This window comes from Rhodococcus rhodochrous (assembly GCF_900187265.1).
In the GTDB taxonomy this organism is placed as follows: Bacteria; Actinomycetota; Actinomycetes; order Mycobacteriales; family Mycobacteriaceae; genus Rhodococcus; species Rhodococcus rhodochrous.
Map to the genome: position 1 here is coordinate 154,385 of NZ_LT906450.1, position 23,228 is coordinate 177,612.

A 23,228-nucleotide genomic window follows, 5' to 3' on the forward strand; every position below is an offset into this window, starting at 1 on the left:
TGGATAACTCCAGCAGATGGGGTTGATGGGGAGTGTTGTGGAAGACCCACCGGCCCCACCTGCGGAACAGGATCGGTACGACCACACCCACATCCGTTCACGCCGCGTGCCACTATTGAGACGTGAGCTTTTCCGACGTGCCCACCGTGTCGGTCGACCTGGTACCCGAACTCGGCGACGAGGTCGTCCTCCTCGACGTCCGCGAGGACGACGAATGGGAACTCGGACACGCCCCCGGCGCGCTGCACATTCCGCTCGCCGACGTGCCCGCCCGCATCGAGGAACTCGACCCCGACGCCGAGATCTACGTGATCTGCAGGCAGGGCGGCCGCTCCCTCGGAGCGGTCGAGTACCTGGCCCGCATCGGGTACGACACCTTCCAGGTCGCGGGCGGCATGGTGGCGTGGCAGAAGCACGGACTCCCGCTCGTCTCCGAGCGCGACGAACCGGCAAAGATCTATTGATGTCGGCCTATCAGATCTGTGTGCGCTGTGAGAATCGCTGGCCCGTGACATATCAGCCGCGGCAGTGGTGCCCGGCCTGCCGCGGTGTGCTGCTCTCACCCGTCGCCCCCGACGGGTCGGTTCCTCCGTCGCGCCGTAACTTCCGCTGGGTCGCGCGACCCGCGGGTGGTGCTCCGACGACCGAACCGACGTCGCCTGCGCACGAGCGCCCGGCCGCCGAGACCCCGTCCTATCGCGAGATGCCCCTCTGGGGACTGCTCGATCCGCTCCCCGACGAGGACGTCGAACCCGACCGCACCGAGACCGCCGCCGACCTCGCGCCGACGCTGCTCGTCGGCACCGCCGTCGTCTTCGGCCTCGCGGCGCTCGCCGAAGCCGTCCGGTACGGAGTGTTGCTGTACAACCGGACCCGCCTCGTCGACCCGCTCGTGCTCGCGGTGTCGGATGCCGCGGTATGGGCGACCCAGGTGGTCGGCCCGGTCGTGGCGCTGGCCGCGGCGGTCGCATCCGGGCTGCGGCTGGTCGATCTGCGCCGGCACATCTACGCCGAGCGTGGTCTCGCCGAGTCACGGTCGCCGCTGTCCATCCTCGCGGGACTCGTCGTTCCGGGCCTCAACCTCGCGATGCCCGGTGTCTTCCTCACCGAGATCGCCGACCGCGACCCGCGGTTGCTCCGCGCGATCCGCACCTGGTGGGTGCTGTGGGTGGTCAACGGCGTGCTCGTCGTGGCGCTGCTCGCGTGGCGTCAGCGCGACACGCTGCAGGCCCGCGCCGACGGCGTCCTGCTCACCGCCGTCCTCGCGGCGCTCGGGGCGGTCGTCGCGCTGTCCACCCTGCACGTCCTGCGCCTGTTCGACGGCGCCGACCTGTGGGGGCGGCCGTTGCGCCGGCACCGCTTCACCCATGCGACCGGCCCGGCCTCGTCGCCGATCGCGCCCATCGTCCCCGCCGCCGTGCGCGAACAGCAGCAGGCCCGCGAGGAACCGGACGACGCTCCGGAGGAACCCGCCGGAGCCGCGGAACGAGCAGACGACGAGGAGCGCGCCGAGGCGGTGGCTCCGTGACCCGCAGCGCGCATCCCCGCGTCGTCGCGCATCGCGGTGCGTCCGCCGCGCTCCCGGAACACACGATCGGCGCCTACGAACTCGCGTTGAAGGAAGGCGCCGACGGCGTCGAGTGCGACGTGCGGCTCACCCGCGACGGTCACCTGGTGTGCGTGCACGACCGCACGATCGACCGCACCTCGAACGGCACCGGTGTCGTCAGCGAGATGACCCTCGACGAGCTCGCGCAGTACGACTACGGACGCCCCGGCGAGCCCGCCGATCTGCTCACCCTGCGGCAACTGCTCGAACTCGTCATGGACTTCACGAGCGTCCCGGTGAAGGTCTTCGTCGAGACCAAGCATCCCGTCCGCTACGGCGGTCTCGTGGAGAGCAAACTGCTCGCCGAACTGGCCCGCTTCGGTCTCGCGACCCCGGCGTCGGCCGATTTCTCCCGGGTGGTGGTGATGTCGTTCGCGGCCGGCGCCGTCTGGCGCATCCGCCGGGCCGCGCCGCTGCTGCCCACCGTGCTGCTGGGGGAGACCTCGCGCTACCTGCGCGGCAGCGCCGCCACCACCGTCGGCGCGACGGCCGTCGGCCCGTCGATCGCGACGCTGCGCGAGCACCGCGATCTCGTCGACCGGGCCGCGCTGTCGGGCCGGGCCACCTACTGCTGGACCGTCGACGACCCCGCCGACGTCGAGCTGTGCCGCGAGCTGGGTGTCGAGTGGGTCGCCACCAATCATCCCGGTCGCACCAAGCTGCAGCTCGACGCCTTCGATCGGTGAGCACCCCCGCCCGGTCTCGCGACCTCGACATCCCGGCACAGGCCGCCGTGTAGTTTGACGCCGTGGCCAAGAAGAGCAAGAGAAACAGCGGACCCAAGCCCGGCAACAATCGCGCCGCGAAGCTCGAGCAGCGTCGGCTCGAGCGGGAAGCAGCGGCCGCCGCGACGTCCCGGCCCTTCGAAGGACTCGCCTTCGAATGCGACCTCGTGGCACTGCGCGAGTTCGTGCCGTCGGCCCTCGCGGAGCTGCCCGCGGCCGCGGACGGCCGTCGTGTCGTGGGTGCGACCATCCTGCCCGGCGGGGTCGCGGCCCTGGTCCGCGAGGAGAACGGTGCGCCGGTCGCGTACGTCGGCCTGCAGCTCGCCGCCGGCTTCGGGCCGGACCCGGCGGGTGAACTGGCCGCGGCCCTGCACTGGGCGCACACGGCCGAGCCGGGCTCGTCGCTGCAGGTCGCGACCGTGGACGACGACACCCCGCCGCTGGCCGAGCTGATCGACCCGGCGGCCGTGCCGACGATCACCGTCCACAACGACTTCGATTGGTGGATCCCGGCCGGTGTCGAGCCGAGTGCCGAGATCGCGCACACCGTCAAGCACGCGAACGATGCCGTGCTCCCGTCGGCCCGTCTCGAAGGCGACGGTCTCCGCGGCGCGTGGTGGGTCGATCCGGGCGAGAAGGCGCACCTGCGCTGGGTGCGACCCGAGGACGAGGACGCGCTGATGGCTGCGTTGTCGCGCGTGCACGCGGCGGGCGGTCTGCATCTCGGTGAGGGTTCGCGGTTCGCCGGTTCGTTCCGCACCCACGGTCTGCTGGTGCCGGTCTTCGACCTCGACCGCGAGAAGCACCCCGACGAGTGGGTCGCCCCGACGATCGAGTTCGGGCAGCGTCTCGAGGAGGCTCTGGCCGTGGACGAGCCGCTCACCGCCGCCGAGCGCCGGTCGCGCGACGGCCTGCGCAGCCGCCAGGTCACCCTGCGCTGACCTTCCCACGACAGCACGAAGGCCACCTCCTGCGGGAGGTGGCCTTCGTCGTTCCGGGTGGGCTGTCCCCGGATGGAGGAACGATCAGATGGCGCCGCCGGCGGCGAGCGGGGCGTTACCGCGCGGCTCGCGCACCTTCGAGTTCAGTTCGCGGGCCACGAAGTCCTCGAGGTTGAAGAGGTTGGAACCGGCGCGGTCGGCCACGGTCAGCAGGGTCGTCATCGTCGCGACCTCCTCGACCTGCTCCTGCAGGAACCACTGCATGAACTGCTCGCCGAGGTAGTCGCCCTCGTCGCGCGCGGTGCGGGCGAGCTCGACGATCTGGTCGGTGACCTTCTTCTCCTGGGCGAGGGCCAGCACGATCGGCTCGCGGGCGTCCTCGAACATCGACTGCACCGCGTCGACGCCGGTGAGGTCGACGGCCATGTCGCGGTCCAGGAAGTACTGGACGATCATCATGGCGTGGTTGCGCTCCTCGACGGCCTGCGCGTAGAAGTGCTTCGCCAGCTGCGGGAGATCGGTGTTGTCGTAGAAGATCGCGATGGCGATGTACTGATGCGACGCCGTGAACTCGTGACGGATCTGGTCGTGCAGCAGCGTGTGGAACTTGGTCTTGGTCATTTCGCCCATCGTCGTCATGATCACGACGTTAGTGCAGGTCAACGCGCTTTTCATCCAAGCGTTGGCTACCCTTGGACAAAACAGCATCGGCTACCCTACGGAAAATTCGGACAGCCTTCCCCAAGATCGACAACGATTTCCCGCGTCCGTCAGGGGGCCGGAGCGAGCAGTTCCGGCGGGATCGGGTCGCCCTCCGAGATGGCCCCGAAGAACGGCACGGCGCGCTCACGATCCCACAGCAGGACGTTGCCGATGCCGTAGACGTCCTCGAATCCACCCACCGGAACCGTCGTGGTGATCGTCTCGCCGCGCATCGCCCACGCGAGTCGCGCGAGGTTCCACAGGTGGTCGCCGTCGTCGACCCGCAGCGATCCGGCCGCACCCGACATCAGCGACCACGCCCGGAAGGGGTTCAGGAAGGTGCCGGGGCTCGTGGCCTTGCTCAGCAGCGCCGACAGGAACAGGCGCTGGTTGTTCATCCGGTCCAGGTCGGCGAGCGGGGTGGCGCGCGTACGCACGAAGCCCAGGGCCTGCGCTCCGTTGAGCTCCTGGCATCCGGCTTCGAGCCTGAGCCCGGCGAGCGGGTCGTCGATCGGATAGGGCACGCAGATGTCGACTCCGCCTACAGCGTCGACGATCGATGCGAACCCGCCGAAGCCGATCTCGGCGTAGTGGTCGATGTGCACGCCCGTGGCTCCCTCGACCGTCTGCACGAGCAACTGCGGCCCGCCCAGCGCGAACGACGCGTTGAGCTTGTCCTGACCGAAGCCCGGGACACTCACGTAGGAGTCGCGGGGCAGGGAGACCATCGTCGTGGCGCCCCCACCGGGCGGGATGTGGACGAGCAGGACCGTGTCGGTGCGGTCGGCGCCGACCTCCCCGCCGGTCGCGAGTTCCTGCTCCTGCTCGGGGGTGAGTCCCACCCGGCTGTCGGAGCCGACGAGCAACCAGTTCGTGCCGCGGGTGTCGCCGACACGGCCGTCGTAATCGGCGAGCGCATCGACGCGCGCGAGCTTGCCGTCGAGGTAGACCATGCTCGCGCCCATCGCGACGACGAGCACGACCAGGACGATCGCGAGCCGCCGCAGGATGCGCCGGGCACCGAGCGGCCGTCGCGGTGCCGGTCGTGAGGGCGGGCCCGGTCGTGAAGGCGGTGCCGCGGGGCGTCGCGGGGGTGCGGGCGGTGGTGTGCTCCCGCGCGGCGGGCGACGGTTCGGGGCGGGCTCGGCGATCCGTTCGGGTCGCTGCGTCGGTGCCCAGTCGCGTCGTTGCTGCGGGGGCGGTTGCTGCCGGTCCTGCCGCGGAGCCTGCGCGGGCCGGTAGTTCGGGGCGGGTGCCTGCGACCACGCCTGCGGTGACTGCGGCCGTCCGTCGCGCCGGAGCACCTGGGTGCCCTCGGGGGACGGCGGAGGAGCACCCCGGCGCTGTGACGGGGGCGGTCCGGCGGGTCGTTGTGGCGGTACCCCGCGCTGCGGGTTCGGCTGTGCTGCCCGCCGGGGAGGTGGGCCCTGCGGGGGAGGTCCCTGCGGAGGCCGCGGCCGGTTCCGAGGGTCGCGAGGGTCGCCGTTCACCCGGACAACTCTACGTTCAGGGCAGCCAGGAGACGTGGCCCCTCAGTGCTTGGTAGCCCACGAAGGCGATGGTGTCGATGAGCGCGTGGGCGATCACGAGCGGCCACAACCGGCCGGTTCGCTGCCAGTACCGTCCGAAGACCAGACCCATGACGACGTTGCCGAACCCGCCGCCGACGCCCTGGTAGAGGTGGTAGCTGCCGCGCAGCAGAGCGGAGGCGAGCAACGACGAGTTCTCCGACCAACCGAGCTGCCGCAGGCGGGTGAGGAGGTAGGCGACGACCAGGATCTCCTCCGCGCCGGAGTTGGCGATCGCCCACAGCACCTCGGTGGGCAGTCGCCACCAGTAGTCCTCGAGCAGACTCGGTGCGACCGTCAGGTTCAGGCCGGCCGCGCGCGCCACCAGGTACAACACCAGGCCGGGGAGCCCGATCAGGGCGGCCAGACCCATGCCGGGCAGCAGGTCCCGTCGCAGACCCGGTCGGGCGAGACCTGCGAGTCGCGGTCCGACGCCGCTGCGCCAAAGCAGGTACAGGCCGAGGGCGCCCCAGGCGAGCAGACGCACGATGCCGAGGAGTTGACGGGCGAGATCGATGAACCCCTGCGACGAGCGCGGCGTGTTCAGGGCGACGGTCTGATCCGACAGCGGTTCCGGTGCCAGTGCCGCTTCGGCCAGCGACAGGATCGACGAGATCCCGCTCAGGCCGAAGGTGACGAGCAGGACGATGGTGATCTCGATCCACAGCGCGCGGCGTTCGGCGGGGTCGAGGGGCGGCTCGGGGTTGCGGGATGAGGGCCGCAGCCAGTCGCGGAGGGTCGTCACCGGAGCGATTGTGCCGGACCGCGCGTGGTCTGGTCCGTCGCAGCGGAGAGGCGATCCGCCGGCTCGCAGTGATGTGTCCAATTTGACAGCGGTCCTTGTGACCCATCACACTTCAGAACGCCCGACCGATCGATCGCTCGGGCGCGGATAGGGGCCTGTGGGCCAGGGGAAGTCTGCGACCCGGAAGTAGGGACATGAACATCGAAACACCTGAGAAGAATCCAGCGGCACCAACTTCGGTGACTCTGGCATCGAAGAAGAAGTCTCTTCTCGCCAGCTCCGTGGGCAACATCCTGGAGTGGTACGAGTGGAGCGCCTACGCGGTGTTCGCTCCGTTCATCGCCGCAGCGATGTTCAACAGCGACAATCCGGTCTCGGCGCTGCTGTCCACACTCGCGGTCTTCGCCGTCGGATTCCTGATGCGACCGCTCGGCGGCATCGTGTTCGGCCGCATCGCCGACAAACGCGGCCGCAAGTTCGTGCTCGTCACGACCATGCTCATGATGGCCGGCGGCAGCCTCGTCATCGGGCTCATGCCCACCTACTCGTCGATCGGCGTGTGGGCGTCGGTGCTCCTGTTGCTCGCCCGCGTGGTGCAGGGCTTCGCGCACGGTGGTGAGTCGGCGACCGCCTACTCGTACGTCAGCGAGATCGCGCCGCCGCATCGCCGCGGCATGTGGGGCAGCGTCGCCTTCGTCGCGATCTTCGGTGGTTCCGTGCTCGCGTACACGATCGGCGGAGCGGTCACCTCGACGCTCTCCGAGAGCGCCGTGGGCGAATGGGGATGGCGCGTGCCGTTCCTCCTCGGCTTCTTCCTGGCACTGTTCGCCCTCTACCTGCGACGCAGCATGGAGGAGAGCGAGGTCTTCGACCAGCAGGAGACCCGGGTCGACGAACCGCGCATCCCGCGCAAGGTGGTCGTGCGTGCGATCCTGCTGATGATCGGCATGACCTCGGGCGTCACGGCGGCGCACTACACCTGGACCTCGTACGTCTCGACGTACGCGATCACGCAGAAGGGCATGGACGCCGACACCGCCTACTGGATGCTCGTCATCGCCCAGGTCATCGCGCTGGTCTCGCTGCCCTTCTGGGGTCGGCTGTCCGACCGGATCGGCCGGCGCCCGATGCTCGGCGGCTTCGCGGTCCTCATGTTCGCGCTGCAGATCCCGCTGACGTCGATGATCACGTCGGCCGGGTGGACGCTGCTCGTGGCGACTACCGTCGCCCTGCTCATCGTGTCGGTCCCGGGCGCGATCCTGTCGTGCACCCTCTCGGAGAGCTTCCCGACCCGCCTGCGTACCCAGGCCATCGGGTTCGCGTACTCCTTCTCGGTGGCAGTCTTCGGTGGCACCGCGCCCTACCTGAACCAGCTGCTGACCAGCTGGGACATCGGTTGGATCTTCGGGGTCTACATCATGGCGCTGTGCGTCGCGACGGGCATCGCCGCGCTGATCATGAAGGAGACGAAGGGTATCGACCTGCACAAGATCTGATCGATACAGTTCGGATTCCTGCCGCCGCGCACCGCTCAGGTGCGCGGCGGCAGTCCGTTGCGGAACGGGCAGCCGACGAGCAGGCGCAGTGCTCGGCCCAGGGCGGCGGGATCGTCGACCGGTTCGTGGAAGGGGATCCGGACGTCGTGGTCGTCGCCTTCGGACTCGACGCGCAAGCGTAGCCCGTAGCGGTCGAGGCCGATGGGGCGGATCCGTCCGCTGCGGTGCGCGGGCGGGATACGGCGCGCGATCTGCCGCACGATGTCGGCGTGGTCCTCTTCGAGGTGCTGGAGCCACTCGGTCTCGAGTGCGGCGAACGGGTCGGGTGCGGCGTCGAGGATGGCGGTGACGTCGACGGCTTCGGCCCCGGTGGTGTCGGCGGCGACGACGGAGTCGAGCGTCAGGCACAGCAGTTCGGAGCGGTGTCCGACGTCGAGGAGTTCGGGGTGCGGGAGGATCTCCGCGATCTCGGCGGCGAGCCGGCGCGGATGTTCCACCGGGCGCAGGGTGCCGCTGAGCCAGATGAGCGAGCGGACCGGATTGCGCAGGGCGATCGGGGAGTGGTCGGTGAGTTCGAGCATCGCGGGGATGCCCGCGTTGCCGGCCTGCCAGGCGAGCGCGACGGGAAGGCTGTCGTCGGCGACCACCACGGCGACCTGTCCGTCGTCGAGGAGGTGGTGGACCGAGGTGGGGAGCGGATCGCAGCCGTCGATCGCGAGCTGGGTCGTGTCGGCGCGGATGAGGGCGGTGCGTACGCGTTCGGCCGTGGTCGGCGCGGGGATGACGGATGTGGTGGTCTGCATGCCAACCCTCCTTCTCGATGTAGGTGAGGCAAACCTAAGTCATTGTGATCGCGGTCGCAAGTGGTCCGTCGGTAGCCTGGATCGGTGCCGATCCCACTTCCCCTCGGAATGCCGCCGTCCCGCGACGAGCCCCGCGGACTGCTCGACGCGCTGCTCACACACCGGCACGACAGCCTCACCGACGCCCTCGCCGCGACCGGCCGCACACTCGCCCCGCCGATCGTCCCGGCCGCTGCCGTCACCGGATCACCGACCCGCGAACTCGTCGTCGAACTCGACGCCTCGGCCGAACTCCCCTCGCCCGCCGGGTGGCGTCCGGTCCGGTACCAGGTCGACTGCACCGCCGAGGACCTCGAGGACGTTCTCGCGACCACCGCGCCGGCACCGCTGGTCGTCTACCCGCACGTGCCCGACGCCGCGCTCGCCGACGCAGCCCGCGCGCTCACCGAGGCCGGTCACATCCCCGGCCTGACCGCAGGTCGCGGGGGTGACGCCGTCGCCGACTTCCTCTCCGTCCTAGCCCACGCCGACACCGGTTACGCCGCCCGCGCGACCGGCACCGACGACGTCGTCGCCCTGCTCTCCGTCACCGTCGCAGCGCTGAGCGGTTTCGACGTCCGCGAAGCCCTCGGGACTCCCGACGTGGCCCGGCTCCGGCGACTCGTACCGGAGGCCGCCGCGGCGGTGCGGGAGATCCTGCTGGTCGTCGAGGTCGACGACACCGACGCCGTCGTCCGGGAACTCGCGGGGCTCGGGCTCAGCGCGGGCTGACGCGGACCCATCGCTCGGGCGCGGTTCACGCAGAGTCCGCCTTCCGGTCACGGCCGATGCGTAACCTCGTACACGTGCCACGTATCGCCTATTTCGGACCGTCGGGAACGTTCACCGAGATGGCCCTCGACCGCTTCGAGAGCCTCGGTGCACTCGACGTGCTCGGCGACGGGTCCTCCGACGTCGAACGCATCTCGGCCGCCAGCCCGCCTGCTGCCCTGCAACTCCTGCGCGACCGGAAGGTCGACGGTGCCGTCGTCCCCATCGAGAGCTCGGTCGAAGGATCGGTGCCGCCCACCATGGACGCCCTGGCTCTCGGACCGCGGCTGCAGATCGTGTCCGAGGTCGAGCTCGACATCGCGTTCACGGTGGTCACCCGCGAAGGGATCACCCGCGATCGGGTCCGCACGATCGGCGCCTACCCGGTGGCCGCGGCCCAGGTGCGCCGCTGGATCGAGGACCACCTGCCCGACGCCGAGGTCGTGACCGCGGCCTCCAACGCAGGAGCCGCCGAGGACGTCGCGTCCGGCAAGGTCGACGCGGCGGTGTCCACGGCACTCGCCGGGGAGCGGCTCGGCCTGTCCGTGCTCGCCGACAAGGTCGCCGACTTCGAGGGTGCCCGCACCCGCTTCGTGCTCATCACGCAGCCGCGGCCGGTGCCGAAGCGCACCGGTGTCGACCGCACCTCGGTCGTGCTGCAGCTCCCCAACGAGCCCGGCTCACTGGTGCGCGCCATCACCGAGTTCTCCACGCGCGGAATCGATCTGTCCCGCATCGAGTCCCGGCCGACACGCAGGGAATACGGCACCTACTTCTTCCACTTGGACTGTGTGGGTCACATCGACGACGCGCTGGTCGCCGAGGCGCTGCAGGGACTGCACCGCTTCGCGCAGGTGCGGTTCCTCGGATCGTGGCCCGCTGTGTCCGAACACGGTGTCCCACCCGTGTCGGACGACGATGATGCGCGGTGGCTCGACCGACTGCGGCGCGGAGAGGACTGACGGTGAGCGGCAGATTGATCCTGGCCCGGCACGGCCAGACGGTGGCGAACGTCGCGCGGAGGCTCGACACGAAACTCCCCGGGGCGGAGCTCACCGAGCTCGGCGTCGAACAGGCCCGCACGCTCGGCAAGAACCTCGTCGAACGCGCGCCGTCGCTGCTCGTCGCCTCACAGGCACTTCGCGCCCGGCAGACGGCCGAGCACGCGGCACCGGCGGTCTCGCTCGAGACGATCGTCCGCGAGGGCGTGCACGAGGTGCAGGTCGGCGAGCTCGAGGACCGCAGCGACGAGGAGTCGCACAAGCTGTTCATGAAGGTCTACGAGGAGTGGCACAGCGGCGACCTGCGGGCGCGGGTCCCGGGCGGTGAGTCGGCGCTCGACGTGCTCGACCGGTATCTACCCGTCCTCGACTCGCTGCGCAGCGACTATCTCGACGCCGGTTCGGGCGACGTCGTGGTCGTCAGTCACGGTGCCGCCATCCGGCTCGTCGGCGCCTACCTCGGGAAGGTGCCGTCCGGCTTCGCCATCACCAACCACCTGGCCAACACCGAGACGGTCGAACTGGTGCCGGTGGCCGGCGGCGGATGGGAGTGCGTGCGCTGGGGAACCTTCCTCGCGCCCTTCCACGACACCGCGCGCGGCGGTGCCGACGATCCGATGGGGTGATACCGCCCACCTTCCGATCCTTCGACCGCAAAACATACGGGTATCCTCGGGGCGTCCGTATAGAAGTAGCGATCGGTAGGTAGGTGCGGTTTCATGGGTGCTTCGAGCGACGGGGCCGACACCCTCACCAACGGTGAGGCGATCCCGGACTGGCGCATCCTCGAACCGATGCAGCTCAGCCCCATCCTCACCGCTGCCCTCGACGCCTTCTACGAGACCGGCTTCCACGGCACCTCGGTGCGGGAGATCGCGCGCCGCGTCGGCGTCACCGTCCCGGCGCTCTACTACCACCACGAGAACAAGGAAGGGCTGCTCATCGCCCTTCTCGAGCTCTCGACCAGCGACGTGCTCTCCCGGGCGCACGCCGCCGCCGAGGATGCCGACGGCGACCCGGTGCGCAGGCTGTCGAACGTCATCGAAGCGATCGTGTTGCGCATGACCATGCGCGCACGCCTCGCCGCGCTCGAGGGTGAGGCCCGCTACCTGAGCCCGGAGAACCGCCAGCGCTACCGCGCGGTGCGCAAGGGCGTCGAGCAGTTGGTGCGGCAGATCGTCGAGGAGGGCGTCGCCGCGGGAGTGTTCGACGTGGACGATCCTGCCGAGACCACGCGTGCCCTGCTCGGCATGTGCCAGTCGATCCCGCGCTGGTACCACGCGGAGGGAACGCTCAGCCCCGAGGCCGTCGCGCAGAAGTACGTCGGCATCGCCCTCAAGACCGTCGGGGTCTGACGGCCCGATCCCGGTCGGACTGCGGTGTCGGTCGGACTTCAGAGGCGGCGGTCGAGCCAGGTGACCTGCGTGCCGTTGCTGAACTCCTCGCGCGCGGTGACGTCGAATCGCGTGGGGACGAAGTTGCCCGACAGCGCCGGGATGCCGTCGCCCGCGAGCACCGGATAGCTCTTGAGCACCAGCCGGTCGATCTCGTCGACGAGCTGCCCTGCGATGTTGCCGCCACCGCAGAGCCAGATGTCCATTCCCTCCTCCGCTTTCAGCGTGCGGACGAGCTCGACCGGATCGGTGTCGACGATCCGGACCTGTGGGTCGTCGACCGGCGCGAGGGTGCGCGAGACGATGTACTGCGTCAGGTGGGAGTAGGGACTGACGATGCCCTGCGACCGGGCCGGTTCGTAGGCGCCGCGCCCCATGATCACTGTGTCCCATTCCTTGTTCGGCGTATCGACGGGAATGCCGACATGTTCCCGGAACGCGGTGGGGACGGCTTCGGGATATCTCGCGCTCATCGCCGCAGCCATGTCGTCGCAGATCGGATAGAAGTCGTACTCCCCGTTCGGGCCGGCGATGTAGCCGTCGAGGGTCACTGCCACGTAGTAGACGAGCTTTCGCATCTTCGACCACCATTCGTAGTACTATGAGTGAAGTGGTTTGAACGTAGTACTACATATGGAGTGGTGTCAAGTGGTTCGCACGAATCCGGAACGGCGACAGGCCTTGTTGGATGCCTCGATCGAGGTGCTGGCGCGCGACGGTGCGCGCGGGCTGACCTTCCGCGCGGTGGACAAGGAGGCCGGGGTTCCGACGGGGACGGCGTCGAACTACTTCGCCAACCGCGACGACCTGCTCGTCCAGGTGGGTCACCGCTACTACGAGCGGCTCGTGCCGGCCGAGGAGGTCATGGCGCAGTCGCAGGCGCCGCAGACCCGCGAATCCATGATCGAGCTGATGACGGAGGTGGTCGGACGGCTCACCCGGTTCCGCGCCGGCTATCTCGCGCTCCTCGAACTACGCCTCGAAGCCACCCGGCGACCCGAACTGCAGGCCCTGCTCACCGAGCGGGTGCGCGCCGACCTGGATTTCAACATCGCCAACTACCGGCACTCCGGCCTACCGGGTGACGAGGACGCCGTGGTGCTGCTCTATCTCGCGCTGAACTGGCTCGTCCTCGACCGTCTCACCCTCCCCGGGATCGTCGACGAGAACCGTGTCGCGGAACTGGTGCGAGCCGCTGTCGAACGCGTGATCCCCGACGCCTGAAAAGACTTCGGTGGATCCGACCCCGCTCAGCGGGGTCGGATCCACCGAAATCGTCGACGGCTCAGCGACGGAAGTTCGCGGTGCGCTTCTCCTGGAAGGCCGTCACACCCTCGGTGAAGTCGGCACTGCCGAGCAGGACGAGCTGCCCCTCGCGCTCGCGGGTGAAGGCGTTGTCGAGTTCGGTGAGCGTTGCGTCGTTGATCGCGTTCTTCGTCGATGCGAAGGCCATCGACGGGCCGTCGGCGAGTCGCTGCACGAGAGTCTCGACGGCACCGTCGAATTCCTCGTCCGCGTAGACGTCCGCGATGAGCCCGGAGGCCAATGCCTCGCCGGCCGGAAGCCGCTCGGCGAGCAGGGCCATCTTCAATGCCCGCGCACGACCGATCGATGCGGCGACGAGCGCGGATGCACCGCCGTCCGGCATCAGCCCGACCCGGGTGAAGGCCAGCAGGAAGTAACCCGACTCCTTCGCGACGGTGAGATCGCATGCGAGAGCGAGTGATACACCGACTCCCGCAGCCGGGCCGTTCACCGCGCCGACGACCGGACGGGGGAAGGCCCGGATCGCGGCAACCGTGCGGTTGGCGGCATCGATCGTGTCGGCGGAGGGCGGCGCGCTCAGGTCGCGTCCGGAGAGGTCGGCGCCCGAACAGAACGCGCGACCGGCACCGGTGAGCACCGCGACCCGGACGGAGGCGTCGTCGGCGTACTTCTCGAAGGCGTCAGCGATCGCGTCGAGCGTCTCGGTCTTCACGGCGTTCATCCGTGCGGGTCGGTTCAGGGTGACGCGCAGGACGCCGTCGTCGACGGTGGCGTCGACACCGGGCAGGTCGTCGGTCATGACTGTTCTCCTAGGGTCGGGACGTCAGGTCGAGCGCGACCTTGCCGGTCGCGGAACGGTTCTCGAGCGACCGCAGTGCCGCCGGAGCATCGTCGAGGGGATGGAGGGTGGGTTCGGGAACGACGAGCGCCCCGTCGTGCAGCAACGGTTCGAGCGCGGCCCACTGTCGCGCCGGGTAGCCGGGGTCGGTGCGGAGGTACTCGCCCCATCCCGCGCCGACGACCGAGATGTTCTTGAGTAGAAGGCGATTGACCTTCACGGTGGGGATGCTGCCACCGGTGAAACCGAGAACGACGGCACGCCCACCAGGGGCGAGGCTGCGCAGGCTGTCGGTGAACCGGTCGCCGCCCACGGGATCGAGCACGATGTCCACCCCACGACCACCGGTCAGTTCGAGGACACGGTCCTTGAAACCGTCGGCGAGGACGGTGTGGGTCGCGCGGTTGGCCTTGGCCACCGCGGCTTTCTCCTCGGTACTCACCACCGCGATCGTTTCCAGTCCGAGCGCTGCGGCGACCTGCAGCGACGCCACCCCGAGACCACCCGCCGCGCCGTGGACGAGGATGGTCTCGCCGGCCCGGTACCGGGCGCGTTCGTCGAGCGCGAAGTGCGCGGTGAAGTAGTTCATGAGCATCCCGGCGCCCGCGGTCAGCGACACGTTGTCGGGCAGCGGGAAGACCAGTTCGCGCGGCAGTGCGACGGTCTGCTGCCACGATCCGGCGATGGACAGCACGGCGACGCGTTGTCCGGCGATGAGTCCGCTGCCCTCGGGGGCACTGCGGACGATGCCCGCTCCTTCGGCGCCGAGTACGCACGGCAGCGGCCGGACCATCTGGTAGCCGCCGGTCGTCTGCAGCAGGTCGGGAAAGGACACGCCGGCGGCGTACAGGTCGACGAGGACGAGCGAGTCGCCCGCCTCGGGTTCGGGGATGTCGGTCACGCGGACGGCGTCGGGGCCGGCGTGTTCGGTCAATTGCGCTGCGCGCACGGGCGTCTCCTCGACTCGGGTCGTGATCCATCACTATCAGAGTCGCTTAGCGTGCGCTAGCTCTCAGGCACCATTGACCGAGCGTTAAGTCCGTGGTAGAGCTTTAGCGATCGATAAGTACGCCGCTGGGAACGTCTCCGGCCCGCACGCTGCACTTTCGAAAGGATCGTCATGACCAACGCTGTCATCGTCGACGTCGTCCGTACCGCTGTCGGTAAGGGCAAGCCGGGCGGCGCCCTGTCCGGCACCCACCCCGTCGAACTGCTCGCCCACGTCCTGCGCTCGCTCGTCGAGCGCAACGGCATCGACCCCGCGCAGGTCGACGACGTGATCGGCGGCTGCGTCGCCCAGGTCGGCGAGCAGTCCCTCAACATCTCACGCACCGCGCTCCTCGCCGCAGGCTTCCCCGAGTCGGTGCCCGCGACCACCATCGACCGCCAGTGCGGGTCGAGCCAGCAGGCCGCGCACTTCGCCGCGCAGGGCGTCATCGCCGGGGCCTACGACATGGTCATCGCGTGCGGTGTCGAGTCGATGAGCCGCATCCCGATGGGCACCGCCACCCTCGGCAAGGACACCCACGGCCCGAGCGTGCGCGCCCGTTATCCCGAGGGCCTGGTCAACCAGGGCATCTCGGCCGAGCTCATCGCCGCGAAGTGGAAGTTCGACCGCGACGCCCTCGACGCCTACTCCGCGCAGTCGCACCAGCGTGCTGCCGCGGCCTACGAGGCCGGATACTTCGACAAGGAGATCGTCCCGATCACCGTCGAGAACGCCGCGGGCGAGCAGGTGCAGCACACCGTCGACGAGACGCTGCGTGCCTCCACCACCGCCGAGGGCCTCGCCGGTCTGAAGCCGTCCTTCTACACCGAGGAGTACGCGGCCCGGTTCCCCGAGGCGCAGTGGGTCATCACCCCCGGCAACTCCTCGCCGCTCACCGACGGTGCGTCGGCCGCGCTCATCATGAGCGAGGAGATGGCGAACAAGCTGGGCCTGACCCCGCGCGCCCGCTTCCACTCGTTCTCCGTCGCCGGCGACGACCCGGTCTTCATGCTCACCGCCCCGATCCCGGCCACGCAGAAGGTCCTCGCCCGCGCCGGTCTGGGCATCGACGACATCGACGCCTACGAGGTCAACGAGGCGTTCGCGCCCGTGCCGCTCGCCTGGGCCCACGAACTCGGTGCCGACCCGGCCAAGCTCAACCCGTGGGGCGGCGCGATCGCGCTCGGTCACGCGCTCGGCTCGTCGGGCACCCGACTGCTGTCGACCCTCGTCAACCACCTCGAGGCCACCGGTGGTCGCTACGGCCTGCAGACGATGTGCGAGGGCGCGGGCATGGCCAACGCCACCGTCATCGAACGTCTCTGAAGTCCTGAGAAATTCCGAACCGCAACAACTCTCGAAAGGGTAATCAATGATCGTCAACGACAGCGTCGCCGTCGTCACCGGTGGTGCCTCCGGCCTCGGTCTCGCCACCGTCAAGGCCCTGCTGAACGACGGCGCGCAGATCGTCATCATCGATCTGCCGTCGTCCAACGGTGAGACCATCGCCAAGGAGCTCGGCGACCGCGTCCGCTTCGTCGCCGCCGACGTCACCGACGAGGCTGCCGTCACCGAGGCCCTCGACGTGGCCGAGTCGCTCGGCCCGCTGCGCGTCGCGGTGAACTGCGCCGGCATCGGCAACGCGATCAAGACCGTGAGCAAGAAGGGTGCCTTCCCGCTCGACGCGTTCAAGAAGGTCGTCGACGTCAACCTCTTCGGCACGTTCAACGTCATCCGTCTCGCCGCCGAGCGCATCGCCAGGACCGAGCCGGTCGACGGCGAGCGTGGCGTCATCATCAACACCGCTTCCGTCGCAGCCTTCGACGGACAGATCGGCCAGGCCGCCTACTCGGCGTCCAAGGGTGGCGTCGTCGGCATGACCCTGCCGATCGCCCGCGACCTCGCGTCGCTGCTCATCCGCGTCGTCACCATCGCGCCGGGCCTGTTCAAGACCCCGCTGCTCGGCACGCTGCCGGAAGAGGCCCAGGCATCGCTCGGCGCGCAGGTTCCGCACCCGGCCCGCCTCGGCGATCCGTCCGAGTACGGCGCCCTCGCCGCACACATCGTCTCCAACCCGATGCTCAACGGCGAGGTCATCCGCCTCGACGGCGCGATCCGCATGGCTCCGCGCTGACCGAGCACCGACTGTGAGAGGAGGGGGTCGATGACCCCGGCACACGAGGCCGAGGAATCCGACACGCCGCGCGCGGACGTGCAGTCCGCGAACTGGCGGGAGTTCCAGCCTCTGGGGCTCGACCCCATCCTCGAACATGCCCTGGAAGCGTTCAGCGAGAACGGCTTCCACGGCACCACCGTGCGCGACCTGGCCCGCCGGGTCGGCGTGACGGTGCCAGCGCTGTACTACCACTACGAGAACAAGGAAGCCGTTCTCGTCACGCTGCTCGACGCCGCCGTCCTCGACCTCATCGACCGTGTCTCGGCGGCGGTCGCGGACGGCGGCGACGATCCGGTCGCCCGCTTCGTCAACGCCGTCGAGGCGATCGTGCTGAACATGACCCACCGCGCACAGCGTTCGGGCCTGGATTCCGAAGTGCGCCACATCTCCCCGGAGAACCGCCGGACCTACGCCGCGACCCGCAAGCGCCTCGAGCTGATGATGCTCGACCTGGTGCGCGAAGGCGTCGAACAGCAGGTGTTCGACGTCGACGACGTCGATGAGGCCGTGCGCGCTCTCCTCGGGATGTTCCAGTCCATCGTCCGCTGGTACCAGCTCGACGGTCCCCTCACGCCCGCTCAGGTCGCGCAGCGGTACATCGTGATCGCGCTGCGGGTCGTGGGCCATCACCCGACCGCCTGAGAGTCGTTCGAAACACCTCCACGCAAGGAGCTCATGTCGTGCTGACCACCGCTTTCACCGAAACCTTCGGCGTCCGACATCCCATCGTGCAGGGAGGGATGCAGTGGGTCGGCCGCGCCGAACTCGTCGCTGCGGTCGCCAACGCCGGCGCGCTCGGCATGATCACCGCTCTGACGCAGCCGACGCCCGAGGACCTCGCGAAGGAGATCGCCCGCACCCGCGAACTCACCGACCAGCCGTTCGGCGTCAACCTCACGATCCTGCCGGCGATCGACCCGCCGCCCTACGAGGAGTACCGCCAGGTCATCATCGACTCGGGCGTGAAGATCGTCGAGACGGCCGGATCGAATCCCGCACCGCACCTGCCCGACTTCCACGCCGCCGGGATCAAGGTGCTGCACAAGTGCACCAGCGTCCGGCACGCCGTCAAGGCGCAGGACATCGGTGTCGACGGCATCAGCATCGACGGCTTCGAATGCGCCGGGCACCCCGGTGAGGACGACGTCCCCGGCCTCGTGCTCATCGCCGCCGCGGCCGAGAAGATCACCATCCCGATGATCGCGTCCGGCGGTTTCGGTGACGGCCGCGGTCTCGTCGCGGCCCTCGCGCTCGGCGCCGACGGCATCAACATGGGCACCCGCTTCATGTGCACCGAGGAATCGCCGATCCACCGCACCATCAAGGAAGCCATCGTCGCGGCGAACGAGACCGACACCGAACTCATCTTCCGTCCGCTGCGCAACACCGCTCGTGTCGCGAGCAACACCGTCAGCCGCGAGGTCGTCGAGATCCTCGACCGCGGAGGGAAGTTCGAGGACGTGCGCGAACTCGTCGCCGGCGCCCGGGGTCGCCTCGTCTACGAGAACGGTGATCCCGAGGCCGGCATCTGGACCGTCGGCACCGTCCAGGGGATCATCCACGACATCCCCACCGCGGGGGAATTGGTCGAGCGCATCGTCGCCGACGCCGAGAGCCTCATCGCGGAGCGTCTGAGCGGCATGATGTCCCGCGTGAACGCCTAGGAGAAGCCATGAAACGCACCCACTTCGACGACGACCACGAGGCGTACCGGGAGACCGTGCGCGAGTTCCTCGCCCGCGAGATCGAACCGAACTACGAACGGTGGGAGGAGGAGCGCCTCGTCGACCGGTCGGCGTGGATCGCCGCGGGCAAATCCGGCATCGTCGGCCTCGGCGTGCCCGAGGAGTTCGGCGGTTCGGGCGTGACCGACTACCGCTTCCGGCACATCGTGCAGGAGGAGATCGCGCGGACCGGTACGACCTCCTTCGGTGCGGGACTCGCACTGCAGGACGACATCGCGATCCCGTACATCCTCCACCTCGGCACCGAGGAGCAGAAGGCGCGCTGGCTGCCGGCACTCGCCACCGGCGAACGAATCGGCGCGATCGCCATGACCGAGCCGGGCGCCGGATCCGACCTGCAGGGCGTGAAGACCACCGCCGTGCGCGACGGTGACGAGTGAGTGATCAACGGACAGAAGACTTTCATCACCAACGGAATCCACTCCGATCTCGTCATCGTGGTGTGCCGCACCGATCCGAGCGCGGGGTCGAAGGGCTTCTCGCTCATCGTCGTCGAGCGCGACACCCCCGGTTTCAGCAGGGGGCGCAAACTCCACAAGGTCGGTCTCGCTGCGCAGGACACCGCCGAGCTCGTCTTCGAGGACGCCCGCGTCCCCGCCGGGAACCTCCTCGGCACCGAGGGTCGCGGCTTCGTGCATCTGATGGAGAACCTGCCCCTCGAACGCATCGGTATCGCCGTCAGCGCGATCACCTCGGCGCGGGCCGCCTACGAGTGGACCGTGCAGTACGTCTTCGAGCGCAAGGCGTTCGGCAAGCCCATCGGCGACCTGCAGAACACCCGGTTCGCGCTCGCCGAGATGCTCACCGAGATCGAGATCACCGAGTCGCATGTCGATCGGTGCGTACTCGCGCTCAACGCGGGGGAGCTCACCCCTGTGGATGCGTCGAAGGCCAAGTGGTGGGCGACCGAACTGCAGAAGCGCGTCGTCGACCGCTGCGTGCAGCTGCACGGCGGGTACGGCTACATGATGGAGTACCCGATCGGGCGCGCCTACGTCGATTCGCGCATCCAGACGATCTACGGTGGCACCACCGAGATCATGAAGGAGATCATCGGCCGCGACATCGCCGCCGGGTACGCGTAATCGTTTCAGGGAAGAGGGATTCGATGTTCGACCTCACAGGCAGGCGCGCTCTCGTCACGGGTGGTTCCGCGGGGATCGGTCTCGGTATGGCCCGGGGCCTCGCCCGTGCCGGCGCCGACGTCACCCTGTGGGGCCGGAGCGAGGACAAGCTCGCGAAGGCCGCGGCCGACATCGGGAGGTTCGCCGGCCGCGTGGCAACCCGCGCGGTCGACGTCTCCGACGAGCAGGCCGTGACCGACGGTGTCGCGGCGCTCGTCGACGACTTCGGTGGGCTCGACATCGTGGTGGTCAACGCCGGCATCGGGTCGTCGCTGCAGAAGTTCCACGAGTCGACGACCGAGCGGTACCGCGCCGTCATGGCGACGAACGTCGACGGCGCGTTCTTCACGATGCGGGAGACCTCGCGTGTGCTCGTCGAGCAGGGCACCGGGGGTTCGATGATCGTCACGTCGAGCCTCGGTGCGCTGCAGGGCGCCGGACGCAACCAGCCGTACGCGGCGAGCAAGGCCGCGGTGCTCGCGCTCGCGAACGGCTGTGCCGTCGAGTTCGCGCGTCACCGGATCCGGGTCAACAGCGTGCTGCCGGGCTGGATCGCCACCGACATGACCGGTCCGCTGCAGGAATCCGACGTCTTCAACTCGAACGTCATCGGTCGCGTGCCGCTCGGCCGGTGGGGCACCCCGGAGGATTTCGAAGGCATCGCCGTCTATCTCGCGAGCGATGCGTCGTCCTTCCAGACCGGCAGCACGACGCTCATCGACGGTGGCTACAGCATGTTCTGACCGGTCCTAGGATGGTCCGGTGAACCAGCACCCCGCGATTCGTGACCGTGTGATCAGAGTGAGCGCCGTCGTTCTCCGCAACGCCGCCGGTGAGGTGCTCACCGTGCGGAAGCGGAACACGTCGCGGTTCATGCTGCCCGGAGGCAAGCCGGATCCGGGGGAGACCCCGGCCGAGACTGCCGTGCGCGAGTGCGCCGAGGAACTGGGTGCCGAACTGGATCTGTCGTCGCTGCGTCTCGTCGGGGTCTTCGACGCCGAGGCCGCCAACGAGCCCGGCTACCGGCTCGAAGGAACCGTCTACGAACACCCGCTCGTGGAGGTCGCCGGTGCCGCCGCGGAGATCGCGGAGACGCGCTGGCTCGACCCGGCGGCCCTACCGCTGCCCGACGATCTCGCGCCGCTGCTCGAGCACCACGTCCTTCCCGCTCTCGCGTCGGCCTCCCGATAATCCTGTTTCCACAGAGGTATTGCGCAGTTCTCACCCATGGGGAAATGTGGTGAGGGCAGTCACATCGCACATCACGGAAGGTCTCCCATGGCGCTCACCGCTCTGCTCGAACTCGAATTCAAGGCCGACTCCCTCGACGACGCGAAGAAGGTCATGACCCGCGTGCTCGACGAGACGCGACAGTTCGACGGATGCGACGGCATCGAGATCCTCGTGGATCAGAAGAACGAGGCCCGCTGGGTGGTCGTGGAGAAGTGGCGCTCGGCCGAGCACGACGCCGCCTACCGCAAGTTCCGCGCCGGCGAGGGCGCCATCACCGACCTCGGACCCCTCCTTGCGGGAGCGCCGAAGCTCGAGCACTTCACCACCCTCTGAGTCCCCACCGGAGCGCGGGCGGAGTCGGTCGTCACCCGGCGGAACGCGGGCGGTAGGGTGACCCCCGGGGCGGACGTGTGCCGTTTGCCTCGAAGTGACATCGACTGTGGAGGTAACCGGGCATGTTGGAACTCTTCGGCGTCATCGTCGTGTGGCTCACCGTGGCCGTCGTCGCTGTCGGAACCGTCATCATGTTCGTCGTTTCGACGCTCAGCCCGCACTTCGGTCAGCGCAAGGCCAAGGGACCTCGCCTCGACAAGGCGACCGCGGCCCGCAACAAGTAGCACCCGGTACCGATCGCGAAGAGCGCCTCAGCCCCAGCCCAGCTGGTGGAGGCGCTCTTCGTCGATTCCGAAATAGTGCGCGATCTCGTGGACGACGGTGACGAGCACCTCGTGCACGACGTCGTCGTCGTCCTCGCAGATGTCGAGGATCGCGTCGCGGTAGATCGTGATCGTGTCCGGTAGCGATCCCGCGTAGTGGCTGTCGCGCTCGGTCAGCGCGACGCCCTGATACAGACCCAGCAGATCCGGTTCTTCGTCGTGGCGCGGCTCGACGAGGACCACGACATTGTCGATCGCCCGCGCGAGTTCGCGGGGGATCTCGTCGAGTGCTTCCGAGACGAGCTCCTCGAAGTGCTCGTCCTCCATGTGTACCGGCACGTCACGACCCCGGCAGGGGAACTGCGCCCGGCAGCGGCGTCGGCAGCGACCGGCCTTCCGGCACGGGCGGCGGCGGCACGGGCGGCTGGCCGTCGATGAGGATGTCGCCCTTGGCGCTGCCGGTGATCGACGAGAAGCCGCCACCCTCGACCTGCTTGCCGATCGAGCAGTTCACCTTGCGGCTGCCGGCGAGCCAGCTGTCGTAGTCGAGGTTGTCCCAGAACAGTGTGAGGGTCTTGTTGCGCAGAGCCTCGGGGTCGCCGAGGTACTCGTTGACCAGGCGCGTGCAGGTCTCCTCGAGATAGCCGTCCTGGTCCTCGATGCTCGGCAGGCCGCCGGGGAACTGCCCACCGAGGTCGACGACCGCGACGACCTCGAAGGCGTGCGGCTTGGAACACTCCACCGGGTCGGCAGGGACACCGTTGTTGATGCCGATGCAGACACCGACGTCCCAGGCCCGCGACTGGTCCTGATCGGCGACCCGGCCCTTGATGGGCAGCAGGTTGCCGGTGGTCGACGAGAACTGCAGACCGCACCGCAGCGTGCGTTCGCCGGCCGCCCAGCCCGCCTCGCCGGGGTTGATGAGGCCGATGCTGAACTTGCCGTGCGGGTCGAACCGGCCGTCGAGATAGTCCATCGCGGCGGGTGCGCACTGCTCGTCGCGCAGCTCGGTGAAACGCGTGACCGACGGGAAGCGCGATCCCGGTCCCCATTCGGTGCCGGGATACAGGCTCAGGTCGATGTCGGCGACCACCTCGAACAGATGCGTCTCGGCGCAGTCGACCTTCGCGAGGTCGCTCGCGTCGAGAGCACTCCAGGTCAGGCAGTCGCCGGCGGTGGCGGTACCGAACGCTTCCCCCGCGACCGCGCCGGTCGTGCTGATGCCGGCGCCGGCGCTGTCGTCCCCACCGTCGGCGCCCTGGAACCCCGCGACGACGAACGTCGCGATCGCCGCCAGGACGGCACCGGCTGCGACGAGCACGAGGGCGCGTCGGGTCAACCGCGCCGAGGGCGGGCGCCGGTCGGGCTTGGGCTTGTTGTCTTCGGCCATCACTTCCATCATGCCTGT

The 23,228-nt window shown here is 69.0% G+C and carries 27 protein-coding genes and 1 pseudogene; 19 read left to right on the plus strand and 9 right to left on the minus strand.

Features of this window, described 5'->3' with window-relative positions:
• The first annotated feature begins 137 nt into the window (after window positions 1–137).
• The 4 genes from CKW34_RS00745 to CKW34_RS00760 all read left to right on the plus strand — a co-directional run bounded on the left by CKW34_RS00745 (window position 138) and on the right by CKW34_RS00760 (window position 3,275).
• Window positions 138–464: a rhodanese-like domain-containing protein gene (locus CKW34_RS00745; RefSeq protein ID WP_059382076.1), complete on the plus strand. Its 327-nt coding sequence runs from the start codon at window positions 138–140 to the stop codon at window positions 462–464.
• A complete protein-coding gene (locus CKW34_RS00750; RefSeq protein ID WP_059382077.1) occupies window positions 464–1,528 on the plus strand; it encodes a DUF4328 domain-containing protein in 1,065 nt (354 codons plus the stop codon). Before CKW34_RS00745 ends, CKW34_RS00750 begins: the two co-directional genes overlap by 1 nt.
• A complete protein-coding gene (locus CKW34_RS00755; protein WP_059382078.1) occupies window positions 1,525–2,295 on the plus strand; it encodes a glycerophosphodiester phosphodiesterase in 771 nt (256 codons plus the stop codon). Before CKW34_RS00750 ends, CKW34_RS00755 begins: the two co-directional genes overlap by 4 nt.
• A 62-nt stretch (window positions 2,296–2,357) precedes the next feature.
• Window positions 2,358–3,275, plus strand: a complete 918-nt coding sequence (locus tag CKW34_RS00760; protein WP_059382079.1) for a DUF5926 family protein — start codon at window positions 2,358–2,360, stop codon at window positions 3,273–3,275.
• 84 nt (window positions 3,276–3,359) lie between these two features.
• Here the strand turns inward: CKW34_RS00760 and CKW34_RS00765 are convergent, their stop codons facing one another.
• The 3 genes from CKW34_RS00765 to CKW34_RS00775 all read right to left on the minus strand — a co-directional run bounded on the left by CKW34_RS00765 (window position 3,360) and on the right by CKW34_RS00775 (window position 6,290).
• Complete coding sequence (locus tag CKW34_RS00765) at window positions 3,360–3,905, minus strand: ferritin (protein ID WP_226950097.1); 546 nt, start codon at window positions 3,903–3,905, stop codon at window positions 3,360–3,362.
• A gap of 140 nt (window positions 3,906–4,045) precedes the next feature.
• Window positions 4,046–5,281 (minus strand): LCP family protein, encoded by a 1,236-nt coding sequence (locus tag CKW34_RS00770; protein WP_229579936.1) that lies wholly within the window; start codon window positions 5,279–5,281, stop codon window positions 4,046–4,048.
• 202 nt (window positions 5,282–5,483) lie between these two features.
• Window positions 5,484–6,290: a CPBP family intramembrane glutamic endopeptidase gene (locus CKW34_RS00775; RefSeq protein ID WP_059382081.1), complete on the minus strand. Its 807-nt coding sequence runs from the start codon at window positions 6,288–6,290 to the stop codon at window positions 5,484–5,486.
• A 194-nt stretch (window positions 6,291–6,484) separates the two neighbouring features.
• On the opposite strand from CKW34_RS00775, the gene CKW34_RS00780 reads away from it, so the two are divergent.
• The gene (locus CKW34_RS00780; protein WP_059382082.1) at window positions 6,485–7,786 is read left to right on the plus strand and encodes an MFS transporter; all 1,302 of its coding nucleotides are present in this window, start codon (window positions 6,485–6,487) and stop codon (window positions 7,784–7,786) included.
• Window positions 7,787–7,821: 35 nt separating this feature from the next.
• On the opposite strand, the gene CKW34_RS00785 is transcribed toward CKW34_RS00780, so the two are convergent.
• Window positions 7,822–8,589 (minus strand): DUF2470 domain-containing protein, encoded by a 768-nt coding sequence (locus CKW34_RS00785; protein ID WP_059382083.1) that lies wholly within the window; start codon window positions 8,587–8,589, stop codon window positions 7,822–7,824.
• Between the two features lie 108 nt (window positions 8,590–8,697).
• On the opposite strand from CKW34_RS00785, the gene CKW34_RS00790 reads away from it, so the two are divergent.
• The 4 genes from CKW34_RS00790 (at window position 8,698) to CKW34_RS00805 (ending at window position 11,755) form a co-directional block, all read left to right on the plus strand.
• Window positions 8,698–9,360: a hypothetical protein gene (locus tag CKW34_RS00790; RefSeq protein WP_059382084.1), complete on the plus strand. Its 663-nt coding sequence runs from the start codon at window positions 8,698–8,700 to the stop codon at window positions 9,358–9,360.
• A gap of 74 nt (window positions 9,361–9,434) precedes the next feature.
• Complete coding sequence (pheA, locus tag CKW34_RS00795) at window positions 9,435–10,361, plus strand: prephenate dehydratase (protein WP_059382085.1); 927 nt, start codon at window positions 9,435–9,437, stop codon at window positions 10,359–10,361.
• A 2-nt stretch (window positions 10,362–10,363) separates the two neighbouring features.
• Window positions 10,364–11,026: a histidine phosphatase family protein gene (locus CKW34_RS00800; protein ID WP_174479609.1), complete on the plus strand. Its 663-nt coding sequence runs from the start codon at window positions 10,364–10,366 to the stop codon at window positions 11,024–11,026.
• A 93-nt stretch (window positions 11,027–11,119) separates the two neighbouring features.
• Window positions 11,120–11,755 carry a TetR/AcrR family transcriptional regulator gene (locus CKW34_RS00805; RefSeq protein ID WP_059382086.1) on the plus strand — a complete coding sequence of 212 codons (636 nt, stop codon included), beginning with the start codon at window positions 11,120–11,122 and terminating at the stop codon, window positions 11,753–11,755.
• Between the two features lie 38 nt (window positions 11,756–11,793).
• On the opposite strand, the gene CKW34_RS00810 is transcribed toward CKW34_RS00805, so the two are convergent.
• The gene (locus tag CKW34_RS00810) at window positions 11,794–12,372 is read right to left on the minus strand and encodes a dihydrofolate reductase family protein (RefSeq protein WP_059382087.1); all 579 of its coding nucleotides are present in this window, start codon (window positions 12,370–12,372) and stop codon (window positions 11,794–11,796) included.
• A gap of 70 nt (window positions 12,373–12,442) precedes the next feature.
• Here CKW34_RS00810 and CKW34_RS00815 point away from each other — a divergent pair, with 70 nt between their 5' ends.
• Entirely contained in the window at window positions 12,443–13,018 is a 576-nt protein-coding gene (locus tag CKW34_RS00815) for a TetR/AcrR family transcriptional regulator (RefSeq protein WP_059382088.1), read from the plus strand.
• Window positions 13,019–13,079: 61 nt separating this feature from the next.
• Here CKW34_RS00815 and CKW34_RS00820 read toward each other — a convergent pair whose 3' ends face one another.
• Both CKW34_RS00820 and CKW34_RS00825 read right to left on the minus strand, forming a co-directional pair.
• Window positions 13,080–13,859 (minus strand): enoyl-CoA hydratase, encoded by a 780-nt coding sequence (locus CKW34_RS00820; RefSeq protein WP_059382089.1) that lies wholly within the window; start codon window positions 13,857–13,859, stop codon window positions 13,080–13,082.
• 10 nt (window positions 13,860–13,869) lie between these two features.
• Window positions 13,870–14,847, minus strand: coding sequence for an NADPH:quinone oxidoreductase family protein (locus CKW34_RS00825; protein ID WP_059382090.1), 978 nt, complete (start codon window positions 14,845–14,847; stop codon window positions 13,870–13,872).
• Window positions 14,848–15,018: 171 nt separating this feature from the next.
• Between CKW34_RS00825 and CKW34_RS00830 the strand changes: the two genes are divergently transcribed.
• The 9 genes and pseudogenes from CKW34_RS00830 (at window position 15,019) to CKW34_RS24415 (ending at window position 21,781) form a co-directional block, all read left to right on the plus strand.
• The gene (locus CKW34_RS00830) at window positions 15,019–16,212 is read left to right on the plus strand and encodes a thiolase family protein (RefSeq protein ID WP_059382091.1); all 1,194 of its coding nucleotides are present in this window, start codon (window positions 15,019–15,021) and stop codon (window positions 16,210–16,212) included.
• Between the two features lie 46 nt (window positions 16,213–16,258).
• Window positions 16,259–17,020, plus strand: a complete 762-nt coding sequence (locus CKW34_RS00835; RefSeq protein WP_059382092.1) for a 3-hydroxyacyl-CoA dehydrogenase — start codon at window positions 16,259–16,261, stop codon at window positions 17,018–17,020.
• Between the two features lie 30 nt (window positions 17,021–17,050).
• Window positions 17,051–17,704, plus strand: a complete 654-nt coding sequence (locus CKW34_RS00840) for a TetR/AcrR family transcriptional regulator (RefSeq protein WP_059382093.1) — start codon at window positions 17,051–17,053, stop codon at window positions 17,702–17,704.
• A gap of 38 nt (window positions 17,705–17,742) precedes the next feature.
• Complete coding sequence (locus CKW34_RS00845; RefSeq protein ID WP_059382094.1) at window positions 17,743–18,726, plus strand: NAD(P)H-dependent flavin oxidoreductase; 984 nt, start codon at window positions 17,743–17,745, stop codon at window positions 18,724–18,726.
• Window positions 18,727–18,734: 8 nt separating this feature from the next.
• Window positions 18,735–19,892 (plus strand): annotated as a pseudogene (locus tag CKW34_RS00850) (acyl-CoA dehydrogenase family protein).
• Window positions 19,893–19,915: 23 nt separating this feature from the next.
• A complete protein-coding gene (locus CKW34_RS00855; protein WP_059382095.1) occupies window positions 19,916–20,674 on the plus strand; it encodes an SDR family NAD(P)-dependent oxidoreductase in 759 nt (252 codons plus the stop codon).
• A gap of 49 nt (window positions 20,675–20,723) precedes the next feature.
• Window positions 20,724–21,122, plus strand: coding sequence for an NUDIX hydrolase (locus tag CKW34_RS00860; RefSeq protein ID WP_170318549.1), 399 nt, complete (start codon window positions 20,724–20,726; stop codon window positions 21,120–21,122).
• 87 nt (window positions 21,123–21,209) lie between these two features.
• Window positions 21,210–21,497 (plus strand): putative quinol monooxygenase, encoded by a 288-nt coding sequence (locus CKW34_RS00865; protein ID WP_059382096.1) that lies wholly within the window; start codon window positions 21,210–21,212, stop codon window positions 21,495–21,497.
• A gap of 122 nt (window positions 21,498–21,619) precedes the next feature.
• Window positions 21,620–21,781, plus strand: a complete 162-nt coding sequence (locus CKW34_RS24415; RefSeq protein WP_016933301.1) for a hypothetical protein — start codon at window positions 21,620–21,622, stop codon at window positions 21,779–21,781.
• Window positions 21,782–21,808: 27 nt separating this feature from the next.
• Here CKW34_RS24415 and CKW34_RS00870 read toward each other — a convergent pair whose 3' ends face one another.
• Entirely contained in the window at window positions 21,809–22,147 is a 339-nt protein-coding gene (locus tag CKW34_RS00870; RefSeq protein ID WP_059382097.1) for a metallopeptidase family protein, read from the minus strand.
• A 13-nt stretch (window positions 22,148–22,160) separates the two neighbouring features.
• On the minus strand, window positions 22,161–23,219 hold the full coding sequence (locus tag CKW34_RS00875; RefSeq protein WP_059382098.1) for a septum formation family protein: 1,059 nt from the start codon (window positions 23,217–23,219) through the stop codon (window positions 22,161–22,163).
• Window positions 23,220–23,228 lie beyond the last annotated feature (9 nt).